This window comes from Enterobacter sp. 2VL (assembly GCF_005503595.1).
Taxonomy (GTDB): domain Bacteria; phylum Pseudomonadota; class Gammaproteobacteria; order Enterobacterales; family Enterobacteriaceae; genus Enterobacter; species Enterobacter cancerogenus.
Map to the genome: position 1 here is coordinate 411,958 of NZ_SCNE01000004.1, position 21,663 is coordinate 433,620.

Here is a 21,663-nt window from a genome sequence, read left to right on the forward strand (position 1 = left end):
GCTAAAACTCAAACTGATAGAGCAGATCAAGTGCCTGGTCTACGCCAGACACTGCTTCCAGATATAGCTTAGGCATCAGGCGATAGCGTAGCGTGAGTGTTGCCAGTGAGTCAAAGATCCCCACACCGTATTTTACCTGCAGACCCGGCAGTACGTAGCCGCTGACCACTACCTGCGAAGAGTCACCCACGCCCTGAGTATCCAGTGCCAGATTGCTTACGCCGAACGTCTCGCCGATTTTACCCACAACCTGACCACTTTGTGCAACCCCCAGACCGACTAACATTGACGTCATCGCCGCGCTGTCACTCTGACCGCTATCCAGACCTTGCCCGCGCAGCAGGTAAGACAACGCTTCCTGTTGCGACATCGCCGGGTCGGAGAAGATTTCCGCCTTCGGTTCGTCGGCAGAGCCGGTGACACGCACGCCCGCAATGACGTCGTTTTCGGTGGCCTCAGGGTTACGAATCGCTTCGATGTTCAGCAGCGGTTGATCCGGCGGGCCGGAGAACAGCAGTTCGCCTTTACGCACAATCAGATCCTGACCGTAGGCGTGGAAACGCCCTTCAGGAATATTGATTTGTCCGTTGAGGCCAAGTCCCTGCTGATCCTGCGCCACTTTCAGATCGCCCGTCAGCCTTGCCTTCAGCCCAAACGCATCCAAACGCACGTTATTCCCCACGTGCACAATAAGATTACTATTGATCGGGATGCCAGCGCTCTTCTGTTCGACAGGTTTCAGATTTTCATTGAGCATAACTTCGTCACTTGAGACGCCCACCGCGCTTTCCGGCACCTCGTGAACCACGATACGCGCCCACGGCACGTCCACGCGTCCATCAAGCGTAAAGAGGCTTGGCGTCGCCTCAAAGACGACATCCGGCGACACGTCCAGGCGCACCATCGGTGGCACCGTAATGCGTACCCGGCTGCCCTTCGCCGCGACGCGGGCGCGCCAGTTATCCAGCTGGCTCCAGTCCGCATCACCGCTCAGGTTGATTTCCCCCTGCTGCGTGCGCACAACCCCGGCCAGGGTCGAACTCCTGCCGTTAAAGTTCATTGAAAGCTGGCTCGGCTGCATATCAAACGGCATGAAGTTCCCGTCAATATCAATGCCGTTCAACTGCATCTGGCCGAACAGCTGCGGCCCCTGCGCGTCTCCCGCCAGACGCAGGTTAGCGTTCAGGGTGCCCGCCGCTTTCTCTCCGCGAGAGAAAATCGGGTTGACCATCGCCAGATTGAAGTTGCGGATATTGACGTTGCCGCCGAGATTACGCCGCCCCTGCGGATCGGTGATTTGCACCTGCCCGTCAAACTGGCCGTTGTTGGTCAGGCGGATGAGCCATCCCAGCTCTGCGCGGTTGTTACGCAGCTCCGCGTTGACGTTCAGGGTGTCGAACGCGACCGGTAGCGATGCGTCATTAACCTCCTGCGTTACCTTCACGTTGCGCCCGGAGAGCTTCACGCTGCCCTCCGGCAAGCCCTCTTTGGTGGTGTCCCACGCCACGTCGGCCTTGCCGGTGAATACGCCGCTGGCCTGCGTGGTGTCAGGCATGAAGGGTTTAAGCATCGCCAGGTCGAAGCGGTTGAGATTGACCTGCGCGCGCCCTTCTGCACCGGCATCAATGGTTTGCGGTACGCACAGTTCGGCATTCGGGTTGGTCCAGCAGTGTGGCCCAATGCTGATCTTCTGCTCGGCGTTGCGGTAGTCCAGCGCGATTGAGCGCGACAGCGCCAGCGGCCCGACCGGCGTACTGAAACGGGTGTTATCCAGCGTCCCTTTCCAGCGCGCCGCTTTGCGATCGAAGCTGCCCGCCAGATGAAGCTGCCCTGAAACCGGCTCGCCCTGCACCCGTAGCTGCAGATCGTGCTGCTTCTCGTTGCCTTTGGCGTCGAGCGTGACCAGGTTGATGTTCACGCCGGGCTGGGAGATGCGCTCCACGCGCAGGTTCAGGTTACCGCCAATCTGGTCCGTGGATTTCACATCCCCGTCCACGCGAACGCGCGCAACGGACAGCTCCTGCCAGCGCAGGTTATTGGCGGTGATATCCGCCAGCAGCTGCGGTGCATCCACCGTCCCGCGCACCTTCACCAGACCTTTTGCCGTGCCGCCAAGGCCCGGCAGGGCGTTATCGAGATTTGGCGCATCGATGGTGGCGTCCAGTTCGAGGTCTTTCACCCCCAGCTCGCCTTTGATATCCGCGGTGTTACGCCCCAGCGCCACGTGCAGGCCGGGAATCGTCCATTGCAGGTAGCTGTTGCCCTTCACCGCGCCTTCTACGTTGACCTTGTTCTGCTTCACGTTACCGGTGAGCTTGATTTCCGGCACGTCCATCTGCCACGTACCGCCGTACAGGCTGCCCCGGGTTTTGATCAGGCCATCAAGTTTCGACGGCCAGTCCGGCACCTCTTTGGCGGTGTTGATCCCCTTGAGCTTAAGCTCGCCCCGCCAGCTGATGGCCTGCTGCCAGTCCAACAGCGCGGTCAGCTCGGTGGTACCTTCCAGTGCCGCCACGGTGAGCTTGTCGAGGTTAACCTGCTGCTCGTTCCCCTTCGCATCCAGCGTAATCGTCGCGGGCGGCACGCCCTGGCCTTTCACCGCCGTGCGGAACGACAGCGTATAGTCGGTCATTTTGCCGCTCAGCTTCAGCTTCAGATCGTCGGCCTGGAACTGTTTTTCGCCGGTAAACGGCCAGTAAAGCTGCTGGCTGACAATCTCCAGGTTGATCGGTAATCCGGCCTGCGCCAGTTGCGTTTGCCCGCGCAGCACCATGTCCACCGGCCCGGAGAGGTTAACGCCAAACTCCAGCTTCTCGCGTAGCGCACCGCCAACCTTCAGCTTCACCTTCTCGCCTTTCAGCGGGTCGATGTTGAGCGCGCTGTTCAGGGTGATATCCACCGGCCAGTTATCGCGCAGCAGCGCATTGCCCGTGGCGTTGACCGAACCCTGGTTGGTGTCGATATCCAGCGCATCGAGCTTCATGTTGCCGTCGATACTGCTGACCTTGAGCAGCATGTTAAAGACGGTTAAATCGGTGTCGCCGGTCAGGCGCAACTGCTCGCCTTTAAACTCTTCGATATTAAGGTTCAGCGGCAGATGAACGTCGGTCATCTCCGGCAGGACCGGTTTCGAGAACAGATCCTTCAGCGTTTCGCCCAGCGGTTTTTCATCCGGCTGCGGGTTCTGGATCTTCGGTTCAACCACCTCTTCCTGCGCCACCTCGGCCACCTTCGGCAGGGCAATCAGCAGCCCCTGCAGGGAGGTGGGCGTCAGGGTGAGGTTTTTCTCCTGCCAGCGCAGGCCGGAGGTGAAATCCATTACCGACACGGTGGTGTCGTCAATTTTGACATTGACGTTGTCCAGCGCCACCCGGTAGAGCGCAATCGGGTACGGCGTGGAGAGGTTAAGCGGACCGCTGTCCTCTTCCTGCACCGGCTCGGACTTCGGCATTTTTTTCGAATCTATCGCCACGTTCACATCTTTTAGCGACAGATCGTTTACGCAGAGCTTGCTGTCCCGCAGGCAGCCCAGCTTCACCGCCAGATGGAATTCACCGGCGTTAACCGCCACGCCCGGCTGCTCATAACGAATGTTTTTCAGACGCAGATCGCGCCAGCCGCCGGTGACCTGGCCTATCTCCAGCCCCGGCACCCAGCGGTTAGCCGCGTTAAACAGCAGGTGTAAACCCGTGGTCGTTCCGACCAGAAACGCCACCGTACCAAGCAACAGCACGATAAATATCAGCACCCCGAGGCTTATCTTCTTCCATAAACTCATAATTCAGGCCCCAGACCGATGTAAAACTGTAAACCGTGTTCGTCTTTGTCACCCACCGGCACGGCAAAGTCGAGCTTGATAGGCCCGACGGGCGACTGCCAGCGCACGCCTACGCCCGCGCCGGTTTTGAAATCGCTTCTGCGGATGTCGTTAACTGCTTCACCGCCGTCAACGAACATCGCGCCCCACCACTTGCCGCTGACGTTGTATTGATACTCCAGCGATCCGGTTGCCAGCTTGGATGCCCCGGTGAGCTGGCCTTTGTCGTTTTCCGGCGAGATTGATTTGTACTTATAGCCACGAATGCTGCGGTCGCCCCCGGCGAAGAAGCGCAGATCCGGCGGAACGCGCTCAAAATCATCGGTTTCGATCCAGCCAAGGTTGCCGCGCATCACGAAGCGGTGTTTATCCAGCAGCGTTCGGATCCAGACGTTTTGCGCCTGCACGACCGTGAAGTCCACGTCGGACCCCCACATCGTGTTGGAGTAATCGATGGAGTAGCGCTGGGAATCACCCCAGGTTGGCATCAGGCCACCGCGCGAGCGGGTTCGGCTGATCATCACGCCCGGATAAAGCAGCATGGTGGTATTGGTGACGTTGGCCTGAGTAAAGTGGTCGAGACTCCAGCGCAGGTTGATGGCGCGCTGCCAGCCGCTGGAGAGATCCCAGAAGCGTGAGACCGCAAGCGTGGTGGAGTCCTGCTCGGTATCGTTCAAATCGGTGCGCTTGAAGCCGCCCTGCAGCAAATAGTATTGCTCAAGCGGGTTCTTCAGCAGCGGCATCTTGTAGCTGAAATCGAGCTGCTGCTCGGGCGCGGAGATACTGGCGCTGGTGGTCAGGCTGTGGCCGTAGGAGTTCATCCACGGCTTTTTCCACGTCGCCTTCACCCGCGGCCCCACATCCGTGGAATAACCTACCCCGGTTTCGATGGTGTTTTCCGTACGCGGCGAAACCACGCCGTGCAGCGGCAGAACTTTCGTTTTGCGCGATTTATCAAATTCCGGCGCAACGACCACCGAGTTAAACCAGCCGGTAGCCGACAGACGACGGTTCAGCTCGGCCAGATCGCTCGACTGGTAATAATCGCCCGTTTTGAACGGCACCAGGTTTTGCAGGTACTCTTCGCGAATTTGCGAACCTTCAAAGGTCACCGCCCCAAAGCGGTAGCGCTCGCCGCTGTCATAATCGATATCCCAGAAGGCCTGGTGTCTGTCGAGCGCCACGCCCAGATGGCTTTTATTGAACTGGCTGTCAAAGTAACCTTTGCGCAGCGACACGCTGGTTAATGACCTTTTGAAACGATCGTAGTCGCCGTGGTTAAGCACGGTGCCAACGCGCGGGCGCGTGCTCAGCAGATCGAGATAATCCCGGTCGGTACGCGCGTCGCCGCGCAGCACCACGTTGGTGCCGCCTATTTTTACCGGATCTCCGGGCGAGACGCGGGCAATGAGTACCTGCCGCCCTTTAGCCGGAGGCGGACGCAGGTCGAAATCGATGGTCGGTTCGTAATACCCCAGCGCCTTTAGCCCGTCGCGGATCGCATCATCCACGCGCGCGCGAAATCGCCGGTCCGGCGTCACTTCGTCACTCTGGATCGTTGACAGTTGCGCACGAACGTTTTTTTCCAGCGCCCCGGATAACCCTTCAACCTGCAAACGGACATTCGCCGCGCTGGCAACCCCGCTTGTCAGCAACAGGCTGACGAAACATAACTGGCGGATCTTTGTCACGTTTTCTCCTGAATATCCCTGTATCCACCCCTGGAAGCAAAATGAAGTGCCGTTCCACGGCTTCTCACGGCTTTACAGCCCAAAACCCAATTCGTGGGTTGAAAAAGGGTTTAACACCCAAATATTTCTTATGATTAAATCTAGACTCATTCAGCGCGTTTATTGTGTTCAATTAAACGCGCCGTGACAACCTTAACCGAAACATCGCTACCCCGGAGGCCCCACCGTGAGTTTATTCGACAAAAAGCATCTGGTTTCGCAAGCCGATGCATTACCGGGACGCAATACCCCCATGCCAGTGGCGACGTTACACGCCGTAAATCACCATTCAATGACAAACGTTCCTGATGGAATGGAGATCGCCCTGTTCGCGATGGGCTGCTTCTGGGGCGTGGAACGTCTGTTCTGGCAGCTTCCCGGCGTTTACAGTACCGCCGCAGGCTATACCGGGGGCTACACGCCAAACCCAACCTACCGCGAAGTGTGCTCCGGTGATACCGGCCACGCGGAAGCGGTGCGCGTGGTATATGACCCGGCCATCATCAGCTATGAACAGCTTCTGCAGGTGTTCTGGGAAAATCACGATCCGGCGCAGGGTATGCAGCAGGGTAACGACCACGGTACGCAGTATCGCTCCGCCATTTATCCGCTGACCCCCGAGCAGGATGCCGCCGCGCGCGCCAGCCTGGAACGCTTCCAGCAGGCCATGCATGACGCGGGCGATAAACGCCAGGTGACCACCGAAATCGCTACGGCGAAGCCGTTTTACTATGCAGAGGACGACCACCAGCAATATTTGCATAAAAATCCGTACGGCTACTGCGGGATCGGGGGCATCGGCGTGTGCCTGCCGCCACAGCTGGCCTGATTACTGCTTCAGCGCCACGCGAGCTGCGTGGCGCGTGGCGTTACTCACCGACCCGTAATCAACCGCTTTTCCCTGCAGCAGCAGGTTATAGACCGGCGCCTGTGGCCGGTTCAGGCGCGTCTGCAGCAGATGCACCGCTTCAATGCCAAGATCGCGACAGGGCACCGTTATCCCGGTGACTGGTTTATCCAGCCGGTGTTCAAGGTTCCACGCAAAATCGGTCGTAATAAGGGAGATATCTTCCGGTATCCGCAGCCCACGGCGCGCCAGCACCCTGAGTACGCCCTCCGTCATGCTGGTGCTGTTGGGGAAAATCACCTCCGGCCACTGCGCTCGGTCATGACCCGACAACCACTCGTCCAGCGCGCGCTCGGCCTCCTCTGCGGTAAACCACTCCGTCACCAGCAGGTCGCGCTTGGGCTCAAAGTTGACGTGAAAATGACGATACGCCTCTTTGATGCCGTCCAGCCGCGCGTAGAGCGTTTCCCGCCGCAGGCAGGTCAGGGTTAATACCCGACGATGCCCCTGCTCAAAAAGATACTGCATGGCGGTAAACCCGATGGCGCGATGGTCGGGCGAAACGGAATCGAGCAGGCGATCCCTGTCGACCGAATTAATTAACACACAGGGTTTATTCAGCGTCCCGGCCAGTTTAAAAATGGTGGAATCATCAGTTCCAATGATAATTACCGCGTTAATATTTTTATGGCTCGCCTTTTCGAGGAATAATTTTACGTCGGCATTCTGTTCTTCTAATCCGCAATAGCTCACCCAGACATTATGCGGTGCGCTGGCCTCTGCAATACCTTTGGTCACTTCCAGATAAAATATATCGCCGCGCCCCTGAAAGGTTCTTTCCGGAGCAAACACCGCAATGCCGTTAATCAGCAGACGCCCGCTGGCCATCGACTCCAGCACGCCCAGCTCCCGCGCGGTGCTGACAATGGCCTCCCGGGCCTTGTCGCTGGTATAGGATTTACCGCTTAACACCCTGGAAACGGTACTGACGGAATATCCCGTCAGGGCGGCGATCTCCTCCATTTTTAATTTTCCCGGCATTGCGTGACCTCGCTCACATTCGGTTTTTGCAAATATTTGCAGAAACAGCGCATTGATTTTAAAACCAAATTTCAATGTCGTTAGAGATTACTTAAGGAGGTTGCGAGTATTCTCACAAAAACACATTGTCGCTGCGTCATCCCTTTCTTATTTTCCGGTCATCACTCTTTTCGACTGAAATTAAGGTGTGACATGGAAAAGGTACGTTTTGGCATTATTGGAATCGGTAATATTGGTACGGTTCACGCGCGCTATTTACTGGCGGGCACCGTCAGCGACGCCTGTCTGACGGCGGTTTGCGACAATGCGCCGGAAAAGCATCCGGCGATTCGCCAGCTGACAGGCGATATTCCTCTGTTCAGCGACGCGCAGGAGATGCTCCAGAGTGGGCTTATTGACGCGGTTATCGTCGCCACTCCGCATTACGACCATCCGCGCCTGTCGATGCTGGCGATGCGCAGCGGCATTCATACCCTGTGCGAGAAACCGGCGGGGGTTTATACCGCACAGGTGCAGGAGATGAACGCCTGCGCCCGCGAGTGCGACGTGACCTTTGGCATCATGTATAACCAGCGCCCTAACCCGCTCTATCAGAAGGTTAAAGACCTGATCGACAGCGGCGAGCTGGGCGAAATCCGCCGCTCCAACTGGATAATCACCAATTGGTATCGCTCGCAGAGCTACTACAACTCCGGCGGCTGGCGCGCCACCTGGAAGGGTGAAGGCGGCGGCGTGCTGCTCAACCAGGACCCGCATCAGCTCGATCTCTGGCAGTGGCTGGTGGGCATGCCGGTGCGTCTGCGCGCGTTTTGCCAGTTCGGCAAACACCGCGATATCGAGGTTGAAGACGAAGTTACGGCCTACGCCGAATACGCCAACGGAGCCACCGGGGTGTTTATCACCACCGTCGCCGAAACGCCGGGCACCAACCGCCTGGAGATTGCAGGCGACCGCGGCAAAGTGGTCGTGGAAGAAGGCAAACTGCGCTTCTGGCGGCTGCGCGAATCCGAAACCGCATTTAACGCCCGCTGGCAGAACGGCTTCGGCGAGCCGGAGTGCTGGGAAGTCACGATCCCCGTGGCCCCGGAATACAGCGAACATCACGTCATTACCGCTAACTTCTGCGCGGCGATCCTGCGCGGCGAGCCGCTGATTGCCCCCGGTCTGGAAGGCATTCGCGGGCTGACGCTCTCCAACGCGATGCACCTTTCCACCTGGACCGACGACTGGGTGGAACTGCCGCTCAACGAAAAACAGTATCTGCGCCTGCTTCAGCAGCGCATCGCCACCTCTGCCGACAAAGAGGCCACCAGCATCACCCTGGATGCCTCTGGCACCTGGTAAAGACCGAGGAGAGAGCATGATCAATGTCGCCATCGTGGGAACAGGCAATATCTCCCATAACCATATTCAGGGCTATTTACAGTTTGGATCGCGCTGCCGGATTGTGGCGCTGGTCGATATCTACCCGGACAAGGCGCACGAGAAAAAAGTGCGCTACGGCCTGACGGACGCCCGGGTGTACGAAAGCCACCGGCAGATGCTGGAATCTGAACCCAATCTCGATATCGTTGACGTGTGTACCCCGCCCTACGTGCATGCCGGGATTAGCATTGACGCGCTTCATGCCGGTTGCAACGTGCTGTGTGAAAAACCGATGGCCGCCTCGCTGGAGGAGTGCGACGCGATGATCGCCGCCCAACAGTCGAGCGGCAAAATCCTCTCGGTAATTGCCCAGAACCGGTTTACCGACGCCTTCTGGCGGCTGAAGGCGGCGCTGGACTCGGGCCTTGCGGGGACTGTCTGCCACGCTCAGGTAGACTCCTTCTGGTGGCGCGGCCACTGCTACTACGACCTGTGGTGGCGCGGCACCTGGGAGAAAGAGGGCGGCGGCTGCACGCTTAATCACGCCGTACACCACATCGACGCCGTTCAGTGGATGCTCGGCTTCCCGTCCGAGGTGGTGGCGATGATGACCAACGTGGCGCACGACAACGCCGAGGTGGAGGATCTCAGCGCCGCCATTTTCAAATACCCCAGCGGCGCGCTCGCGCAGATCACCGCGTCGGTGGTCCATCACGGGGAAGATCAAAAAATCATTATTCAGGGCGATAAGGCGCGTATCTCCGCGCCGTGGCAGGCCTATGCCAGCGTCAGCGCCGACAACGGTTTCCCGCAGGAGGTACAGGATCGGCAGCGGGAAGCGCGGCTTAATGCCGTGTTTCAGGAGACGCCAACGCTTAAATGGACGCTGCACACCGGGCAGATCAACGACCTGCTTGATGCCATTGAGCAAGGCACGGCTCCGCTGGTCGACGGCGTGCAGGGCAAGCGTGCCCTGGAGCTGATTACGGCGATCTATAAATCGTCGATTACGCGCGCGGTGGTGTCGCTGCCAATCCTTCGCGACGATCCGTTTTACCGCACCGGCGGGACCAACGCGCTCGCCCCCCGCTTTTACGAGAAATCCGCCAGCGTCGCTAACTTCAGCGAAGTGGGCGCTATCCCTCTGGGCAAAGATCTGGATCGAGGAGTCTGACAATGAATAAAAATGACGGAATGAACTACGCGCCGGTCGGCAAGCCACAGCCGGTCGTGCAGGAAGGCGAGTTTGTCTTTGCCGCCGCCGCGCTCGATCACGGGCATATCTACGGCATGTGCAACGGGCTGATTGAGGCGGGTGCGACGCTGAAATGGGTTTACGATCCCGATCCAGTGAAGGTGGATGCGTTTGTGCAGCAGTATCCGCAGGTGCAAGTGGCCCGTTCGCTGGAGGTTATTCTCAGCGATGACGCGGTGCGCCTGGTGGCCGGGGCCGCCATTCCCTCCGGGCGCTGCGCGCTGGGGCTGAAAGCCATGGCCGCCGGTAAGGACTATTTTACCGACAAAGCGCCGCTGACCACCCTTGAACAGCTGGCCGACGCCAAAGCAATGGTGGAGAAGACCGGTAAAAAATACGCGGTTTACTACAGCGAACGCCTGCACGTAGAAAGCGCCGTGTTCGCCGGACAGTTGGTGCAGCAGGGGGCGATTGGCCGCGTGGTGCAGACGCTGGGCATGGGGCCACACCGTGAGGGACAGGGCCGCCCGGCGTGGTTCTACGATCGCCGCGACTTCGGCGGCATCCTCTGCGACATCGGCAGCCACCAGATCGAGCAGTTCCTGTTTTACACCGGCAACCACGAGGCGCACATCGTTGCCAGCCAGGTGCGCAACGTGAACCATCCGCAGTACCCGGCGTTTGAAGATTTCGGTGACGCGATGATCAAAGGTGAGAACGGCGCGAGCGGCTATTTCCGCTGCGACTGGTTCACCCCAGACGGGCTGTCGACCTGGGGCGACGGACGGCTGACGCTGCTGGGTACCGAGGGGTATATCGAGATCCGCAAGTACGTCGATTTGACCCGCGGCGAGCAGGACGTGGTGTATCTCGTCAACAAGGAGGGTGAGTTCCGCTACCCCGTTGCCGGGCAGGTCGGGTTCCCGTTCTTTGGCGAACTGATCCTCGACTGCCTGCACCGCACGGAAAACGCCATGACCCAGGCGCACGCCTTTAAGGCCGCCGAGCTGTGCGTGAAGGCGCAAATGCTCGCGAACGCGGCAGGATAAGGGAGACGCCGATGGACATCCTCAACAGCGCCATTATCGGCTGCGGGGCCATTCATAGCTGCCATGTGAACGCCCTGCGTCAGATCCCCAACGTCGCGCTGCGCGCGCTGGCCGATACCGACAGCGTGAAAGGGCTGAAGCTGGGAATGGCCTATCAGTGCCGCTTTTATCAGGATTACCGGGAGATGCTGCTCGATGACACCCTCGACGTGGTGCACATCTGCACGCCCCATTTCGAGCATAAAAACATGATCCTGGCGGCGCTTAACGCCGGTAAGCACGTATTTTGCGAAAAACCGGTGGTGATGAACAGCAGTGAACTGGCCGACATCATGGCGGCCGCCGCACAGGCGACCGGCAAGCTCGGCGTGTGCTACCAGAACCGGCTCAATCCGACCAGCCTGCGCATCCGTAAAGAGCTGGAGGACGGCGGGCTGGGGAGAATGCTGAGCATCCGGGCGGTGCTCACCTGGTCCCGGTCGGGGGCGTATTACACCGACAGTCCCTGGCGCGGTCGTCTGGCAACGGAGGGCGGCAGCCTGCTGATTAACCAGGCCATTCACACCCTCGACCTGATGCAGTGGTTCGCGGGCGGCGTCACCCGGCTAAAAGGGGTGGTCGACAGCGGCGAACTGGCCGACGTGACCGAAGGAGAGGACAGCGCGATGGCCACGCTGCACTTTGCCAACGGCGCGCGCGGGCTGTTTTACGCCAGCAACTGCAATACCACGGACTCGCCCCTGCTGCTTGAGATCCACTGCGAGCACGGCACGCTACAGCTTAACGACAACACCCTCTGGCGGATCGCGTCCGGGGAGCGCATCCGGCTGGCGAGCGACTCTGCCCCGGACGGCACGGCCAAAAGCTACTGGGGGCTGGGCCACCAGCAGGCGATCCGCCGCTTTTATCACGCCCTTCTTCACCCGGAGGTCACGGACTACACCGATATCCGCGCCGCCGGACACTCACTCAGGCTTGTGGAGGCAATTTATAGGTCATCTCAACTACGGCAATGGATAGATATCACCCACTAAATCGTAATTTGCATTCCAGAACTTAATAAAAATACGACCCGAAAACGGGTCATTCATTACCCTACACTGGACAATATTATGGTCAAACCAACTGAACGTAGAGTTGGTTATGGCGTGGCGCTTGGCTACGGCATAACCGATCTGTTTGGCGGAGGCGCTTTCGCCATTATCGGCACCTGGCTGTTATTTTTTTACACTACCTATTGCGGGTTGTCGGTCGTCGAGGCCGGCTCCATCTTTGCCATCGCCCGCGTCATTGATGCCCTCTTAAGCCCGATTATGGGCTACGTTACCGATAATTTCGGTGATACCTGGCTCGGGCGTAAATTCGGGCGGCGGCGCTTCTTTCTATTGCTGAGTTCGCCCCTGATGTTTCTCTATGCCCTGCTGTGGCTGACGGACATGGGCTACTGGTACTACCTTGGCACCTATCTGTCCATCGAGTTGCTGTCGGCGATGGTGCTGGTGCCGTGGGAAACGCTGGCGGCAGAGATGACCAACCGCTACGAGGAGCGTAGCCGCCTCTCCGGGGTACGGATGATCTGCTCGCAGCTGGGGGGCTTTTTAGCGGTCTCCGTTCCCGGCGTTATCATGCAGTTTACCGGCAAAGATAACCCGTTTACTTATACCCTCACCGGACTGATATTTTCCTGCGTCTTCTGTATCGCGGTCTTTATTACCTGGTTTACCACCTGGGAAGCCAAAGACGTACAGCAGGAGTCCAGCTTTAAGGTCGATAATCAGCGCAGCAGCGGTCTCGTCAACCATTTAAAATATCTGGTGCTCGATCTCTTCTCGTCCTTCCGTATTCGGGCGTTCCGGCTGCATATCATGATTTATATCTTCTCGTTTACCGCCATGGACGTGTTTGGCTCAGTCTTTACCTACTACGTGGTGTATTGCCTGAGTCAGGATGCCGCCGCCGTGTCCGGCTGGCTGAGTATTGCCGCCTTTGCTTCGGTGCCGGGAACCTATGGCTTTATGCTGCTGTTAAACCGGCTCAACATGACCCCTTCCGCCGCGCTGCGGTTCTCCTACGGCTGTATTTTCTGCGTGCTGGCGTTTCTTTTTACGGTCTATCTCACCAAAACGCAGGTGCCAACCCTGGTGTTCTCGGCGGTCTTTATCCTGCTGGGTGCCGCGCGTTCCGGGCTTTATTACATCCCCTGGAACATCTACAGCTTTATTCCCGATATTGATGAGATGGTCACACAGCAGCGCCGCGAAGGAATTTTTGCAGGCGTGATGGTGCTGACGCGCAAAAGTACCGTGGCGATTGCCATCATGATTATCGGCCTGGTGTTGCAGGAGTCTGGTTTCGTGAAAGGCAGCGGCGCGCAGCCGGAAAGCGCGCTGAACGCCATCATCGGGCTGATGATCTTCGCCACGGCGGCGCTGCTGGCGGTGAGTTTCTTCACCACCTACCGGTTCAAGCTCACCCGGGAAACCCACAAAACGCTGCTCAGGGAGATTGCCCGCCGCAAGCTTGGCGGTGATTACCGCGACTGCGACGACACTACCCGCGTCGTCATCAAGCAGCTCACAGGCTATGAGTATGACGAAGTGTGGGGAGGTGATGCCACGCGTCGCACGACAGGAAACGTTAGTCTGTCAGGCGCAAAATAGGCGCTCAGGGTAGACTGCCGGGCCGCCAATGGCCCGGCTCCTGCCACAGCTGCCGTGACGAAACCGTGACCTCTGGCAGATTTACAGGTCTTTACGCTATACTACCGCTGAAATAATCGGCTCAACGCTACGAGCCGTATTCTATGTGTCTTCACACAAACGTAATCAACTTCCCTTCCGAGGATCTGGCTGAAGCCGGATAAACTATGTTAAACAGTATTTTAGTAATACTTTGTCTTATCACGGTCAGTGCATTTTTCTCGATATCCGAGATCTCGCTGGCCGCCTCCCGTAAAATCAAACTCAAGCTGCTTGCCGACGAGGGCAACATCAATGCATCACGCATTCTGAAGATGCAGGAAAACCCCGGCATGTTCTTTACCGTGGTGCAGATTGGCCTGAACGCGGTCGCCATTCTGGGCGGTATCGTGGGCGATGCGGCGTTCTCGCCGGTATTCCACGGCCTGTTCTCACGCTACTTTTCACCGGAACTCTCCGAGCAGTTGAGCTTCATCCTCTCCTTCTCGCTGGTGACGGGCCTGTTCATTTTGTTTGCGGATTTAACCCCGAAACGCATCGGTATGATTGCGCCTGAAGCCGTGGCTTTGCGTATCATCAACCCGATGCGCTTCTGCCTGTTCCTGTTCCGCCCGCTGGTCTGGTTCTTCAACGGTCTGGCCAACAGCATCTTCCGCCTGTTCAAAATCCCGATGGTGCGTAAAGACGACATCACCTCTGACGATATCTACGCGGTCTTCGAAGCGGGAGCCCTGGCGGGCGTGCTGCGTAAGCAGGAGCACGAGCTTATCGAGAACGTATTTGAACTGGAATCCCGTACCGTGCCGTCGTCCATGACCGGACGTGAAAACGTGATTTGGTTCGATCTGCACGAAGACGAACAGAGCCTGAAGCAAAAAGTCGCAGAACATCCGCATTCTAAGTTCCTGGTTTGTAATGAAGACATTGACCACATCATCGGTTACGTCGACTCCAAAGACCTGCTGAACCGGGTGCTGGCGAATCAGAGCCTGGCGCTCAACAGCGGCGTGCAGATCCGCAATACCCTGATTGTGCCGGACACCCTGACGCTCTCTGAAGCGCTGGAAAGTTTTAAATCTGCCGGGGAAGACTTCGCGGTGATCATGAACGAATACGCGCTGGTGGTGGGGATTATCACCCTCAACGACGTAATGACCACGCTGATGGGCGACCTGGTCGGCCAGGGGCTGGAAGAGCAAATCGTTCAGCGTGATGACAACTCATGGCTGATTGACGGCGGTACGCCAATTGAAGACGTGATGCGCGTTCTGGATATCGACGAGTTCCCGCAGTCCGGCAATTACGAGACCATCGGCGGCTTTATGATGTTCATGCTGCGCAAAATCCCGAAACGCACCGACTCGGTGAAGTTCTCCGGGTTTAAGTTTGAAGTGGTGGATATTGATAACTACCGCATCGACCAGCTGCTGGTGACGCGCATTGACAACAAACCGACCGTGCTGGTGCCAAAGCTGCCGGATGCGGAAGAGAAGGTCTCGGCATAACGTGCCTGTCCCCACAAACATCAACGGCTCCCATCGGGAGCCGTCTTTTTATCTACTACTGCTTATTTACTACTGCATAGCACGTTGGTTAAGCCATCTCAGTTTGCAGACGCATAACCTGACGGTTGACTTCGGACATCACAGAAAAATGCTGTTTGTCCTTCACTTTTGGGATAAGGATTTTGCCCTTATCGAACTCAAAAGCGCCAACATCCTTGATGTACAACCGTCCACGGAACAGGATCTTCACGTACTTCGCCACCTGAAGCGGGTTGTAGCGTTGGAAAATTTTCATTCTTGTCTCTCCTGCGAATCATACGCTCTTGCGGCGCCACAATCGGCCCGACTGTCCGGAGCGCAAATTTTATTGCCCAATGACTATAGACCAGAACCTCGTTGTTACCCAGTGTGCATAAGTTTATTTACCGTATGATTACAATTAATCAGAATAATCTATGCAAACCGTGACTGAGCGCAGTATAAGCCGTCGTTTTTTCATGGATATGTGCGTTCACCCGCAAACTGGCATCGGGATTGCGGGAAAACCTCATTGATCGCACTTATGATTAAAAGTGCATGACCAAGTGGTCGGATCACCTGCAAATAATAAGGAAACACCATGACCCTACGTAGCATCCTGGGAGCAGCATGCCTGCTTCTGCCCCTGTGGGCTTGCGCGCACAACATTGAAAAAGGACAACGCGTACCGCCAGTCGGTATTGCAGACCGGGGAGAATTGATTCTCGACAATGATAAGTTTAGCTACAAACCCTGGAATAGCGCGCAGCTCGCAGGGAAAGTGAGAGTTGTACAACATATTGCTGGCCGTACATCGGCAAAAGAGAAAAACGCAACCCTGGTGGAAGCGATCAAGACCGCAAAACTGCCGCATGACCGCTACCAGACCACCACGATTGTGAACACCGACGATGCCATTCCCGGCTCCGGGATGTTTGTGCGCTCAAGCCTTGAGAGCAATAAAAAGCTCTACCCCTGGTCGCAGTTTATCGTCGACAGCAACGGTGTGACGCGTAAAGCCTGGGCGCTGGATGAAGAAAGCTCGGCGATTATGGTGCTGGATAAAGAGGGCCGCGTGCAGTGGGTGAAAGACGGGGCGCTGACGCAGGATGAGGTGCAGCAGGTCGTCGCCCTGCTGCATAAGCTGCTGGATTAGTACAGCGAAACGCGAAAGCCGGGATTGAGGAAAGACTCGCGCGGGGTGTAGTCCAGCGGCTTGCCCTGCCAGTCGTGGACATGTGCCCCGGCCGCCGCGGCAACCGCGTGGCCTGCCGCCGTGTCCCAGACGTTGGTTGGCCCGAAACGCGGATAAAGCTGCGCCTGCCCTTCTGCCACCAGGCAGAACTTCAGCGAAGAGCCAATCGAGGTGGTCTGGTGCTCACCCAACTGTTGCAGATATTCCTGCAGCTCGCTGTCGCTGTGCGAACGGCTGATGACCACCAGCGGCGGACGCGCATCGCGGACCTGGATCTGCTTGCGCACGCCGCACTCCTCTTTCCAGGCCTTACCTTCTGCCGCGCTGTACATCACGTTCATGACCGGCGCGTAGACCACCCCCAGCACCGCTTTGCCTTTTTCAATCAGGGCGATATTGACCGTGAATTCCCCGTTACGCTTAATAAACTCTTTGGTGCCGTCCAGCGGGTCCACCAGCCAGTAACGCTGCCAGTGCTGGCGCTCATCCCAGCTTTGCGGGGCTTCTTCTGATAACACGGGGATATCTGGCGTTAGCGCCTGCAGGCCTTTCAAAATAATGCCATGCGCCGCGATATCCGCCGCCGTCACCGGGGAGTCGTCCGCTTTGCTGACCACGTCCATCGGCGTTGTACCGTCGTAAACCTGCATGATGGCATCACCCGCATCCCGTGCGAGCTGACAAATTTTATCTAACATTCTCCACCTCTTCGTTAACGCAGTGGGCATAACTTATTGTTTTAGTTATATCGTAATGTGAACAATTCCGCTATCTGTGAAGCAATCCCGGTTAAATCATCCTCATTTCTGGCAGGATTCACACTTCTGTAAGCAACGCACTATAGATACATATTCTTTTGTGGCCTGGATCGAAAAAAGGACTCCTGTGATGATTAAGTTTAGCGCAACCCTTCTGGCAACGCTGATTGCAGCAAGCGTACAGGCGGCGACGGTGGATCTTCGGATCCTGGAAACAACCGACCTGCACAGCAACATGATGGACTTCGATTACTACAAAGATACGCCTACTGAAAAATTTGGACTGGTACGCACCGCAAGTTTGATCAACGCCGCCCGGGGCGAAGTGAAAAACAGCGTGCTGGTCGATAACGGAGATGTGATCCAGGGCAGTCCGCTCGGGGATTACATGGCGGCGAAAGGGATAAAAAAAGGGGAGATCCACCCGGTCTATAAAGCGATGAACACCCTGGATTATACCGTCGGTAACCTCGGTAACCACGAGTTCAACTACGGCCTGACGTACCTTCACGATGCGCTCGCTGGCGCGAAATTCCCGTACGTTAACGCCAATATCATCGACGTTAAGACCCAAAAGCCCCTGTTCACCCCTTACCTGATTAAAGAGACCCAGGTGGTCGATAAAGACGGTAACACCCAGACGCTGAAAATTGGCTATATCGGTTTTGTCCCGCCACAAATCATGACGTGGGATAAAGCGAACCTCGACGGGAAGGTGACGGTGAACGACATCACCGAGACCGCGCGCAAATACGTACCGGAGATGCGCGAGAAAGGGGCCGATGTGGTGGTCGTTGTCGCCCATTCTGGCCTGTCAGCCGATCCGTATCAGGTCATGGCGGAAAACTCGGTCTACTACCTGAGTGAAGTGAAAGGCGTGGATGCGATTCTGTTTGGTCACGCCCACGCGGTCTTCCCGGGGAAAGATTTCGCCAGTATCAAAGGCGCGGATATCGACAAGGGCACGCTCAACGGCGTGCCGTCGGTGATGCCGGGCATGTGGGGAGACCATCTTGGCGTGGTGGATCTGGTTCTTAATAACGACAGCGGCAGCTGGAAGGTGATTCAGTCGAAAGCCGAAGCGCGCCCGATCTACGACGCAGCTGCCAAAAAATCGCTGGCGGGTGAGGATAAAAAGCTGGTCGAGGTACTGAAGCATGACCATGACGCTACGCGTGAATTCGTCAGCAAGCCGATTGGTAAATCAGCCGATAACATGTACAGCTTCCTGGCGCTGGTGCAGGACGACCCGACCGTTCAGGTGGTTAACATGGCGCAGAAAGCCTACGCCGAACACTATATTCAGGGCGATCCGGACCTGGCAAAACTGCCGGTGCTCTCCGCTGCCGCGCCGTTCAAGGTGGGCGGGCGCAAGAACGATCCGGCCAGCTACGTTGAGGTTGAAAAAGGCCAGCTCACCTTCCGTAACGCCGCCGATCTTTATCTCTACCCGAACACGCTGGTCGTGGTGAAAGCGACGGGCAGCGAGGTGAAGGAGTGGCTGGAGTGCTCCGCCGGGCAGTTTAACCAGATTGACCCGAACAGCAGCAAGCCGCAGTCGCTGATCAACTGGGACGGGTTCCGCACCTACAACTTCGACGTGATCGACGGCGTGAAATACCAGATTGATGTCACCCAGCCCGCAAAATATGACGGCGAGTGCCAGGCCATTCATCCGCAGGCGGAGCGCATCAAGAACCTGACCTTCAACGGCAAGGCTATCGATCCGAATGCGACCTTCCTCGTCGTGACCAATAACTATCGCGCCTACGGCGGGAAGTTTGCCGGCACGGGTGACGACCACATCGCCTTTGCCTCACCGGACGAGAACCGCTCGGTGCTGGCGGCGTGGATCGGCGCAGAATCGAAGAAAACGGGCGCAATTCATCCGGCGGTCGACAACAACTGGCGTCTGGCACCGATCCACAGCGATACGCCGCTGGATATCCGCTTTGAAACCTCTCCGTCTGATAAGGCGGCCACGTTTATCAAGGACAAGGCGCAGTATCCGATGAAAAAGGTGGCGACCGATGATATCGGGTTCGCGATTTATCAGGTAGACCTGAGCAAGTAGCGGTGATTGTGTCGGGTGGCGCTTCGCTTACCCGACCGTGTAGGCCGGGTGAGGCGCAGCCGCCACCCGGCTTTTACGCCGCCCGCTCATCCCGGTTCGCCAGCACCTGCGGCGTGTTCAGTTCTATCCAGTCGGCCAGCGCGGCCACCTTCTCGCTCACCTCAATGCCTAACGGCGTGAGGCTATATTCCACGTGCGGCGGTACGACCGGATACGAAACCCGGTCGACAAACCCGTCCTGTTCCAGCGCCTGCAGCGACTGGGCCAGCATCTTTTCGCTCACCCCGCCCATCTTGCGCCGCAGATCGCTGAAGCGATGCGTCCCCTGGCGTAGCGCCACGAGGATCAGCACGCCCCAGCGGCTGGTGACATGCTTGAGCACGTCACGGGAAGGGCACTGCTCGGCAAAGAGATTTCCGTCGCGCATTTGCTCGCTGAGCGTCGGTATCGTCATTTTCATACTTACCTTTTTGTACGTACTTACTAAAAGTTAGTGATGATGCTAGTGTGCCATAACACCAGACAAACACGAAGGAGAATGATCATGATCGCGATTACCGGCGCAACCGGCCAGCTTGGCCACCTCGTTATTGAACAGCTGTTAAAAACCGTTCCGGCGAACCAGATTGTCGCCATTGTGCGTAACCCGGCGAAAGCCGACGCGCTGAGCCAGCAGGGAGTGGTGGTTCGCCAGGCGGATTACGCTGACGAAGCCGCGTTCACCGCCGCGCTGGGCGGCGTGGATAAACTGCTTTTAATCTCCTCCAGCGAAGTGGGCCAGCGCGCCACGCAGCATCAGAACGTGATTAACGCCGCCAAAGCCGCCGGAGTGAAATTTATTGCCTACACCAGCCTGCTGCATGCGGATACCTCGCCGCTGGGCCTGCACGTTGAGCACGTACAAACCGAAAAAGCGCTGGCAGAGTCCGGCGTGCCTTACGCTCTGCTGCGCAACGGCTGGTATACCGAAAACTATCTGGCAAGCGCGCCACCGGCCCTTGAGCACGGCGTGTTTATCGGCGCGGCGGGTGAAGGCAAAATTGCCTCTGCGACCCGTGCGGATTACGCCGCGGCCGCCGCAAAAGTGATTTCAGAAGAGGGCCACGCTGGCAAGGTTTATGAGCTGGCGGGCGATAACGCCTGGACGCTGAGCGAGCTGGCGGCTGAGCTGAGCAAACAGAGCGGGAAAAAGGTGGCCTATCAAAACCTGAGCGAAGCAGATTTTGCCGCCGCACTGAAGGGCGCAGGCCTGCCTGCCGGTCTCGCGGATATGCTGGCTGACTCCGACACTGGCGCATCGAAAGGCGGTCTGTTCGACGACAGCCGTACGCTCAGTAACCTGATTGGTCGCCCGACGACGCCGCTGGCGCAGAGCATCAGCGCCATCCTGTAACTGTTACGGCCTGGTTATTTTTGTGGCATCCCCACGGGTCATCTCTGATAATAACGAGATGACCCACAAGGAGGCTCACCGTGCAAGGCGTACCCGATCAGTTCACCGATGAGAGAGACAGCGCGCGCTTTCGCCATCTGCCGCAGCTGCCGGGCCTCGAGCTTTATCACGCGCATATCTCCGGCTACGCCTTTGAGCCTCACACCCACGAAGCCTTCGGCATCGGCACTATCGAGACCGGTGCCGAGCGCTTTCGCTACCGCGGCACGCAGCACCTTGCGCCGGAAAAATCCGTTGTCACCATGAACCCGGACGAGATCCACACCGGCGAGTCCGCTACGGAAGATGGCTGGCGCTACCGGATGGTCTATATCGAACCCGGGCTACTGGAAGAGGTGACCGGCCTGCGCCACTGGTGGTTTAGCGACGTGACCCGCTACGACCCCGTGCGCTCGCAGCGAATTGGCCAGCTGATCTACGGCCTGTGGCATACGCAGGATCCGCTGGCGCAAAAAGGCCTGCTGCTGACGTTGATTGAGAGCTTCCAGCCCCTCGCCCGCCACGCGCCGGTGGTTCAGGAAGGCGCGCACCGCTTCGAACGCGTGCGCGAGTATCTGCACGACAACTACATGCACTCCCTGACGCTCGACGAGCTGGCAAACGTGGTCTCGCTTAGCCCTTACCATTTTCAGCGCCAGTTCAAAGCCCATTTTCACGTGACGCCGCACCAGATGCTGATGGCTATCCGCCTGTGGCGCGCCAAGGCATTTCTCACCCAGGGCATGCCCGCCGCCGATGTGGCTGCCGCAACCGGGCTGACCGATCAGTCGCATTTAACCCGCGCCTTTACCCACCGCTACGGCATTACGCCCGTGCGTTACCAGAAGCAGGTTACGTCGCGTTAATGCGCAACCTCATACAATACGTACACATTTTCCCCTCCTACACTGGATGTTGAACAATTCAATGTGGATGGA

Annotated in this window: 17 protein-coding genes; 11 read left to right on the forward strand and 6 right to left on the reverse strand. The window is 57.7% G+C overall.

What is annotated here, in order from left to right:
* Window position 1 precedes the first annotated feature (1 nt).
* Both tamB and tamA read right to left on the reverse strand, forming a co-directional pair.
* Window positions 2-3,778, reverse strand: coding sequence for an autotransporter assembly complex protein TamB (gene tamB / locus FFS28_RS12755; protein WP_137849719.1), 3,777 nt, complete (start codon window positions 3,776-3,778; stop codon window positions 2-4).
* Window positions 3,775-5,508 (reverse strand): autotransporter assembly complex protein TamA, encoded by a 1,734-nt coding sequence (tamA, locus tag FFS28_RS12760; protein WP_137849720.1) that lies wholly within the window; start codon window positions 5,506-5,508, stop codon window positions 3,775-3,777. Before tamA ends, tamB begins: the two co-directional genes overlap by 4 nt.
* A 226-nt stretch (window positions 5,509-5,734) precedes the next feature.
* Here tamA and msrA point away from each other — a divergent pair, with 226 nt between their 5' ends.
* Window positions 5,735-6,376 (forward strand): peptide-methionine (S)-S-oxide reductase MsrA, encoded by a 642-nt coding sequence (gene msrA, locus FFS28_RS12765; RefSeq protein ID WP_042322554.1) that lies wholly within the window; start codon window positions 5,735-5,737, stop codon window positions 6,374-6,376.
* On the opposite strand, the gene FFS28_RS12770 is transcribed toward msrA, so the two are convergent.
* Window positions 6,377-7,435 carry a LacI family DNA-binding transcriptional regulator gene (locus FFS28_RS12770; protein WP_137849721.1) on the reverse strand — a complete coding sequence of 353 codons (1,059 nt, stop codon included), beginning with the start codon at window positions 7,433-7,435 and terminating at the stop codon, window positions 6,377-6,379.
* Window positions 7,436-7,627: 192 nt separating this feature from the next.
* On the opposite strand from FFS28_RS12770, the gene FFS28_RS12775 reads away from it, so the two are divergent.
* The 6 genes from FFS28_RS12775 to paeA all read left to right on the forward strand — a co-directional run bounded on the left by FFS28_RS12775 (window position 7,628) and on the right by paeA (window position 15,248).
* The gene (locus FFS28_RS12775; RefSeq protein WP_088208728.1) at window positions 7,628-8,779 is read left to right on the forward strand and encodes a Gfo/Idh/MocA family protein; all 1,152 of its coding nucleotides are present in this window, start codon (window positions 7,628-7,630) and stop codon (window positions 8,777-8,779) included.
* A gap of 16 nt (window positions 8,780-8,795) precedes the next feature.
* Window positions 8,796-9,974: a Gfo/Idh/MocA family protein gene (locus FFS28_RS12780; protein ID WP_137849722.1), complete on the forward strand. Its 1,179-nt coding sequence runs from the start codon at window positions 8,796-8,798 to the stop codon at window positions 9,972-9,974.
* Window positions 9,975-9,976: 2 nt separating this feature from the next.
* Window positions 9,977-11,044: a Gfo/Idh/MocA family protein gene (locus tag FFS28_RS12785; RefSeq protein WP_137849723.1), complete on the forward strand. Its 1,068-nt coding sequence runs from the start codon at window positions 9,977-9,979 to the stop codon at window positions 11,042-11,044.
* 11 nt (window positions 11,045-11,055) lie between these two features.
* Window positions 11,056-12,078 carry a Gfo/Idh/MocA family protein gene (locus tag FFS28_RS12790; protein ID WP_137849724.1) on the forward strand — a complete coding sequence of 341 codons (1,023 nt, stop codon included), beginning with the start codon at window positions 11,056-11,058 and terminating at the stop codon, window positions 12,076-12,078.
* A 78-nt stretch (window positions 12,079-12,156) separates the two neighbouring features.
* Complete coding sequence (locus tag FFS28_RS12795; RefSeq protein ID WP_088208725.1) at window positions 12,157-13,704, forward strand: MFS transporter; 1,548 nt, start codon at window positions 12,157-12,159, stop codon at window positions 13,702-13,704.
* A gap of 206 nt (window positions 13,705-13,910) precedes the next feature.
* On the forward strand, window positions 13,911-15,248 hold the full coding sequence (gene paeA / locus FFS28_RS12800; protein WP_137849725.1) for a polyamine export protein PaeA: 1,338 nt from the start codon (window positions 13,911-13,913) through the stop codon (window positions 15,246-15,248).
* A gap of 88 nt (window positions 15,249-15,336) precedes the next feature.
* Here the strand turns inward: paeA and FFS28_RS12805 are convergent, their stop codons facing one another.
* Window positions 15,337-15,543, reverse strand: a complete 207-nt coding sequence (locus FFS28_RS12805) for a DUF1107 domain-containing protein (protein WP_006179016.1) — start codon at window positions 15,541-15,543, stop codon at window positions 15,337-15,339.
* Between the two features lie 324 nt (window positions 15,544-15,867).
* Between FFS28_RS12805 and FFS28_RS12810 the strand changes: the two genes are divergently transcribed.
* The gene (locus tag FFS28_RS12810; protein WP_058609541.1) at window positions 15,868-16,422 is read left to right on the forward strand and encodes a YtfJ family protein; all 555 of its coding nucleotides are present in this window, start codon (window positions 15,868-15,870) and stop codon (window positions 16,420-16,422) included.
* On the opposite strand, the gene cysQ is transcribed toward FFS28_RS12810, so the two are convergent.
* Window positions 16,419-17,159, reverse strand: coding sequence for a 3'(2'),5'-bisphosphate nucleotidase CysQ (gene cysQ / locus FFS28_RS12815; RefSeq protein ID WP_088208724.1), 741 nt, complete (start codon window positions 17,157-17,159; stop codon window positions 16,419-16,421). The genes FFS28_RS12810 and cysQ overlap by 4 nt on opposite strands.
* A gap of 190 nt (window positions 17,160-17,349) precedes the next feature.
* Between cysQ and FFS28_RS12820 the strand changes: the two genes are divergently transcribed.
* Window positions 17,350-19,293: a bifunctional 2',3'-cyclic-nucleotide 2'-phosphodiesterase/3'-nucleotidase gene (locus FFS28_RS12820; RefSeq protein WP_137272931.1), complete on the forward strand. Its 1,944-nt coding sequence runs from the start codon at window positions 17,350-17,352 to the stop codon at window positions 19,291-19,293.
* A 73-nt stretch (window positions 19,294-19,366) separates the two neighbouring features.
* Here the strand turns inward: FFS28_RS12820 and FFS28_RS12825 are convergent, their stop codons facing one another.
* On the reverse strand, window positions 19,367-19,753 hold the full coding sequence (locus FFS28_RS12825; RefSeq protein WP_006179010.1) for a winged helix-turn-helix transcriptional regulator: 387 nt from the start codon (window positions 19,751-19,753) through the stop codon (window positions 19,367-19,369).
* A gap of 84 nt (window positions 19,754-19,837) precedes the next feature.
* On the opposite strand from FFS28_RS12825, the gene FFS28_RS12830 reads away from it, so the two are divergent.
* Window positions 19,838-20,686 (forward strand): SDR family oxidoreductase, encoded by an 849-nt coding sequence (locus FFS28_RS12830; RefSeq protein WP_137849726.1) that lies wholly within the window; start codon window positions 19,838-19,840, stop codon window positions 20,684-20,686.
* A gap of 80 nt (window positions 20,687-20,766) precedes the next feature.
* On the forward strand, window positions 20,767-21,591 hold the full coding sequence (locus tag FFS28_RS12835; protein WP_058609539.1) for an AraC family transcriptional regulator: 825 nt from the start codon (window positions 20,767-20,769) through the stop codon (window positions 21,589-21,591).
* The last annotated feature ends 72 nt before the right edge of the window (window positions 21,592-21,663 follow it).

What these genes read in the sequence shown, in the direction of transcription:
- FFS28_RS12810 (WP_058609541.1), top strand. Translation starts at nt 15,868, where the DNA reads ATGACCCTACGTAGCATCCTGGGAGCAGCATGCCTGCTTCTGCCCCTG.
- FFS28_RS12830 (WP_137849726.1), top strand. Translation starts at nt 19,838, where the DNA reads ATGATCGCGATTACCGGCGCAACCGGCCAGCTTGGCCACCTCGTTATT.
- FFS28_RS12770 (WP_137849721.1), bottom strand. Translation starts at nt 7,435, where the DNA reads ATGCCGGGAAAATTAAAAATGGAGGAGATCGCCGCCCTGACGGGATAT.
- FFS28_RS12785 (WP_137849723.1), top strand. Translation starts at nt 9,977, where the DNA reads ATGAATAAAAATGACGGAATGAACTACGCGCCGGTCGGCAAGCCACAG.
- FFS28_RS12780 (WP_137849722.1), top strand. Translation starts at nt 8,796, where the DNA reads ATGATCAATGTCGCCATCGTGGGAACAGGCAATATCTCCCATAACCAT.
- FFS28_RS12805 (WP_006179016.1), bottom strand. Translation starts at nt 15,543, where the DNA reads ATGAAAATTTTCCAACGCTACAACCCGCTTCAGGTGGCGAAGTACGTG.
- cysQ (WP_088208724.1), bottom strand. Translation starts at nt 17,159, where the DNA reads ATGTTAGATAAAATTTGTCAGCTCGCACGGGATGCGGGTGATGCCATC.
- FFS28_RS12775 (WP_088208728.1), top strand. Translation starts at nt 7,628, where the DNA reads ATGGAAAAGGTACGTTTTGGCATTATTGGAATCGGTAATATTGGTACG.
- FFS28_RS12820 (WP_137272931.1), top strand. Translation starts at nt 17,350, where the DNA reads ATGATTAAGTTTAGCGCAACCCTTCTGGCAACGCTGATTGCAGCAAGC.
- tamB (WP_137849719.1), bottom strand. Translation starts at nt 3,778, where the DNA reads ATGAGTTTATGGAAGAAGATAAGCCTCGGGGTGCTGATATTTATCGTG.
- paeA (WP_137849725.1), top strand. Translation starts at nt 13,911, where the DNA reads ATGTTAAACAGTATTTTAGTAATACTTTGTCTTATCACGGTCAGTGCA.
- FFS28_RS12795 (WP_088208725.1), top strand. Translation starts at nt 12,157, where the DNA reads ATGGTCAAACCAACTGAACGTAGAGTTGGTTATGGCGTGGCGCTTGGC.
- FFS28_RS12790 (WP_137849724.1), top strand. Translation starts at nt 11,056, where the DNA reads ATGGACATCCTCAACAGCGCCATTATCGGCTGCGGGGCCATTCATAGC.
- FFS28_RS12825 (WP_006179010.1), bottom strand. Translation starts at nt 19,753, where the DNA reads ATGAAAATGACGATACCGACGCTCAGCGAGCAAATGCGCGACGGAAAT.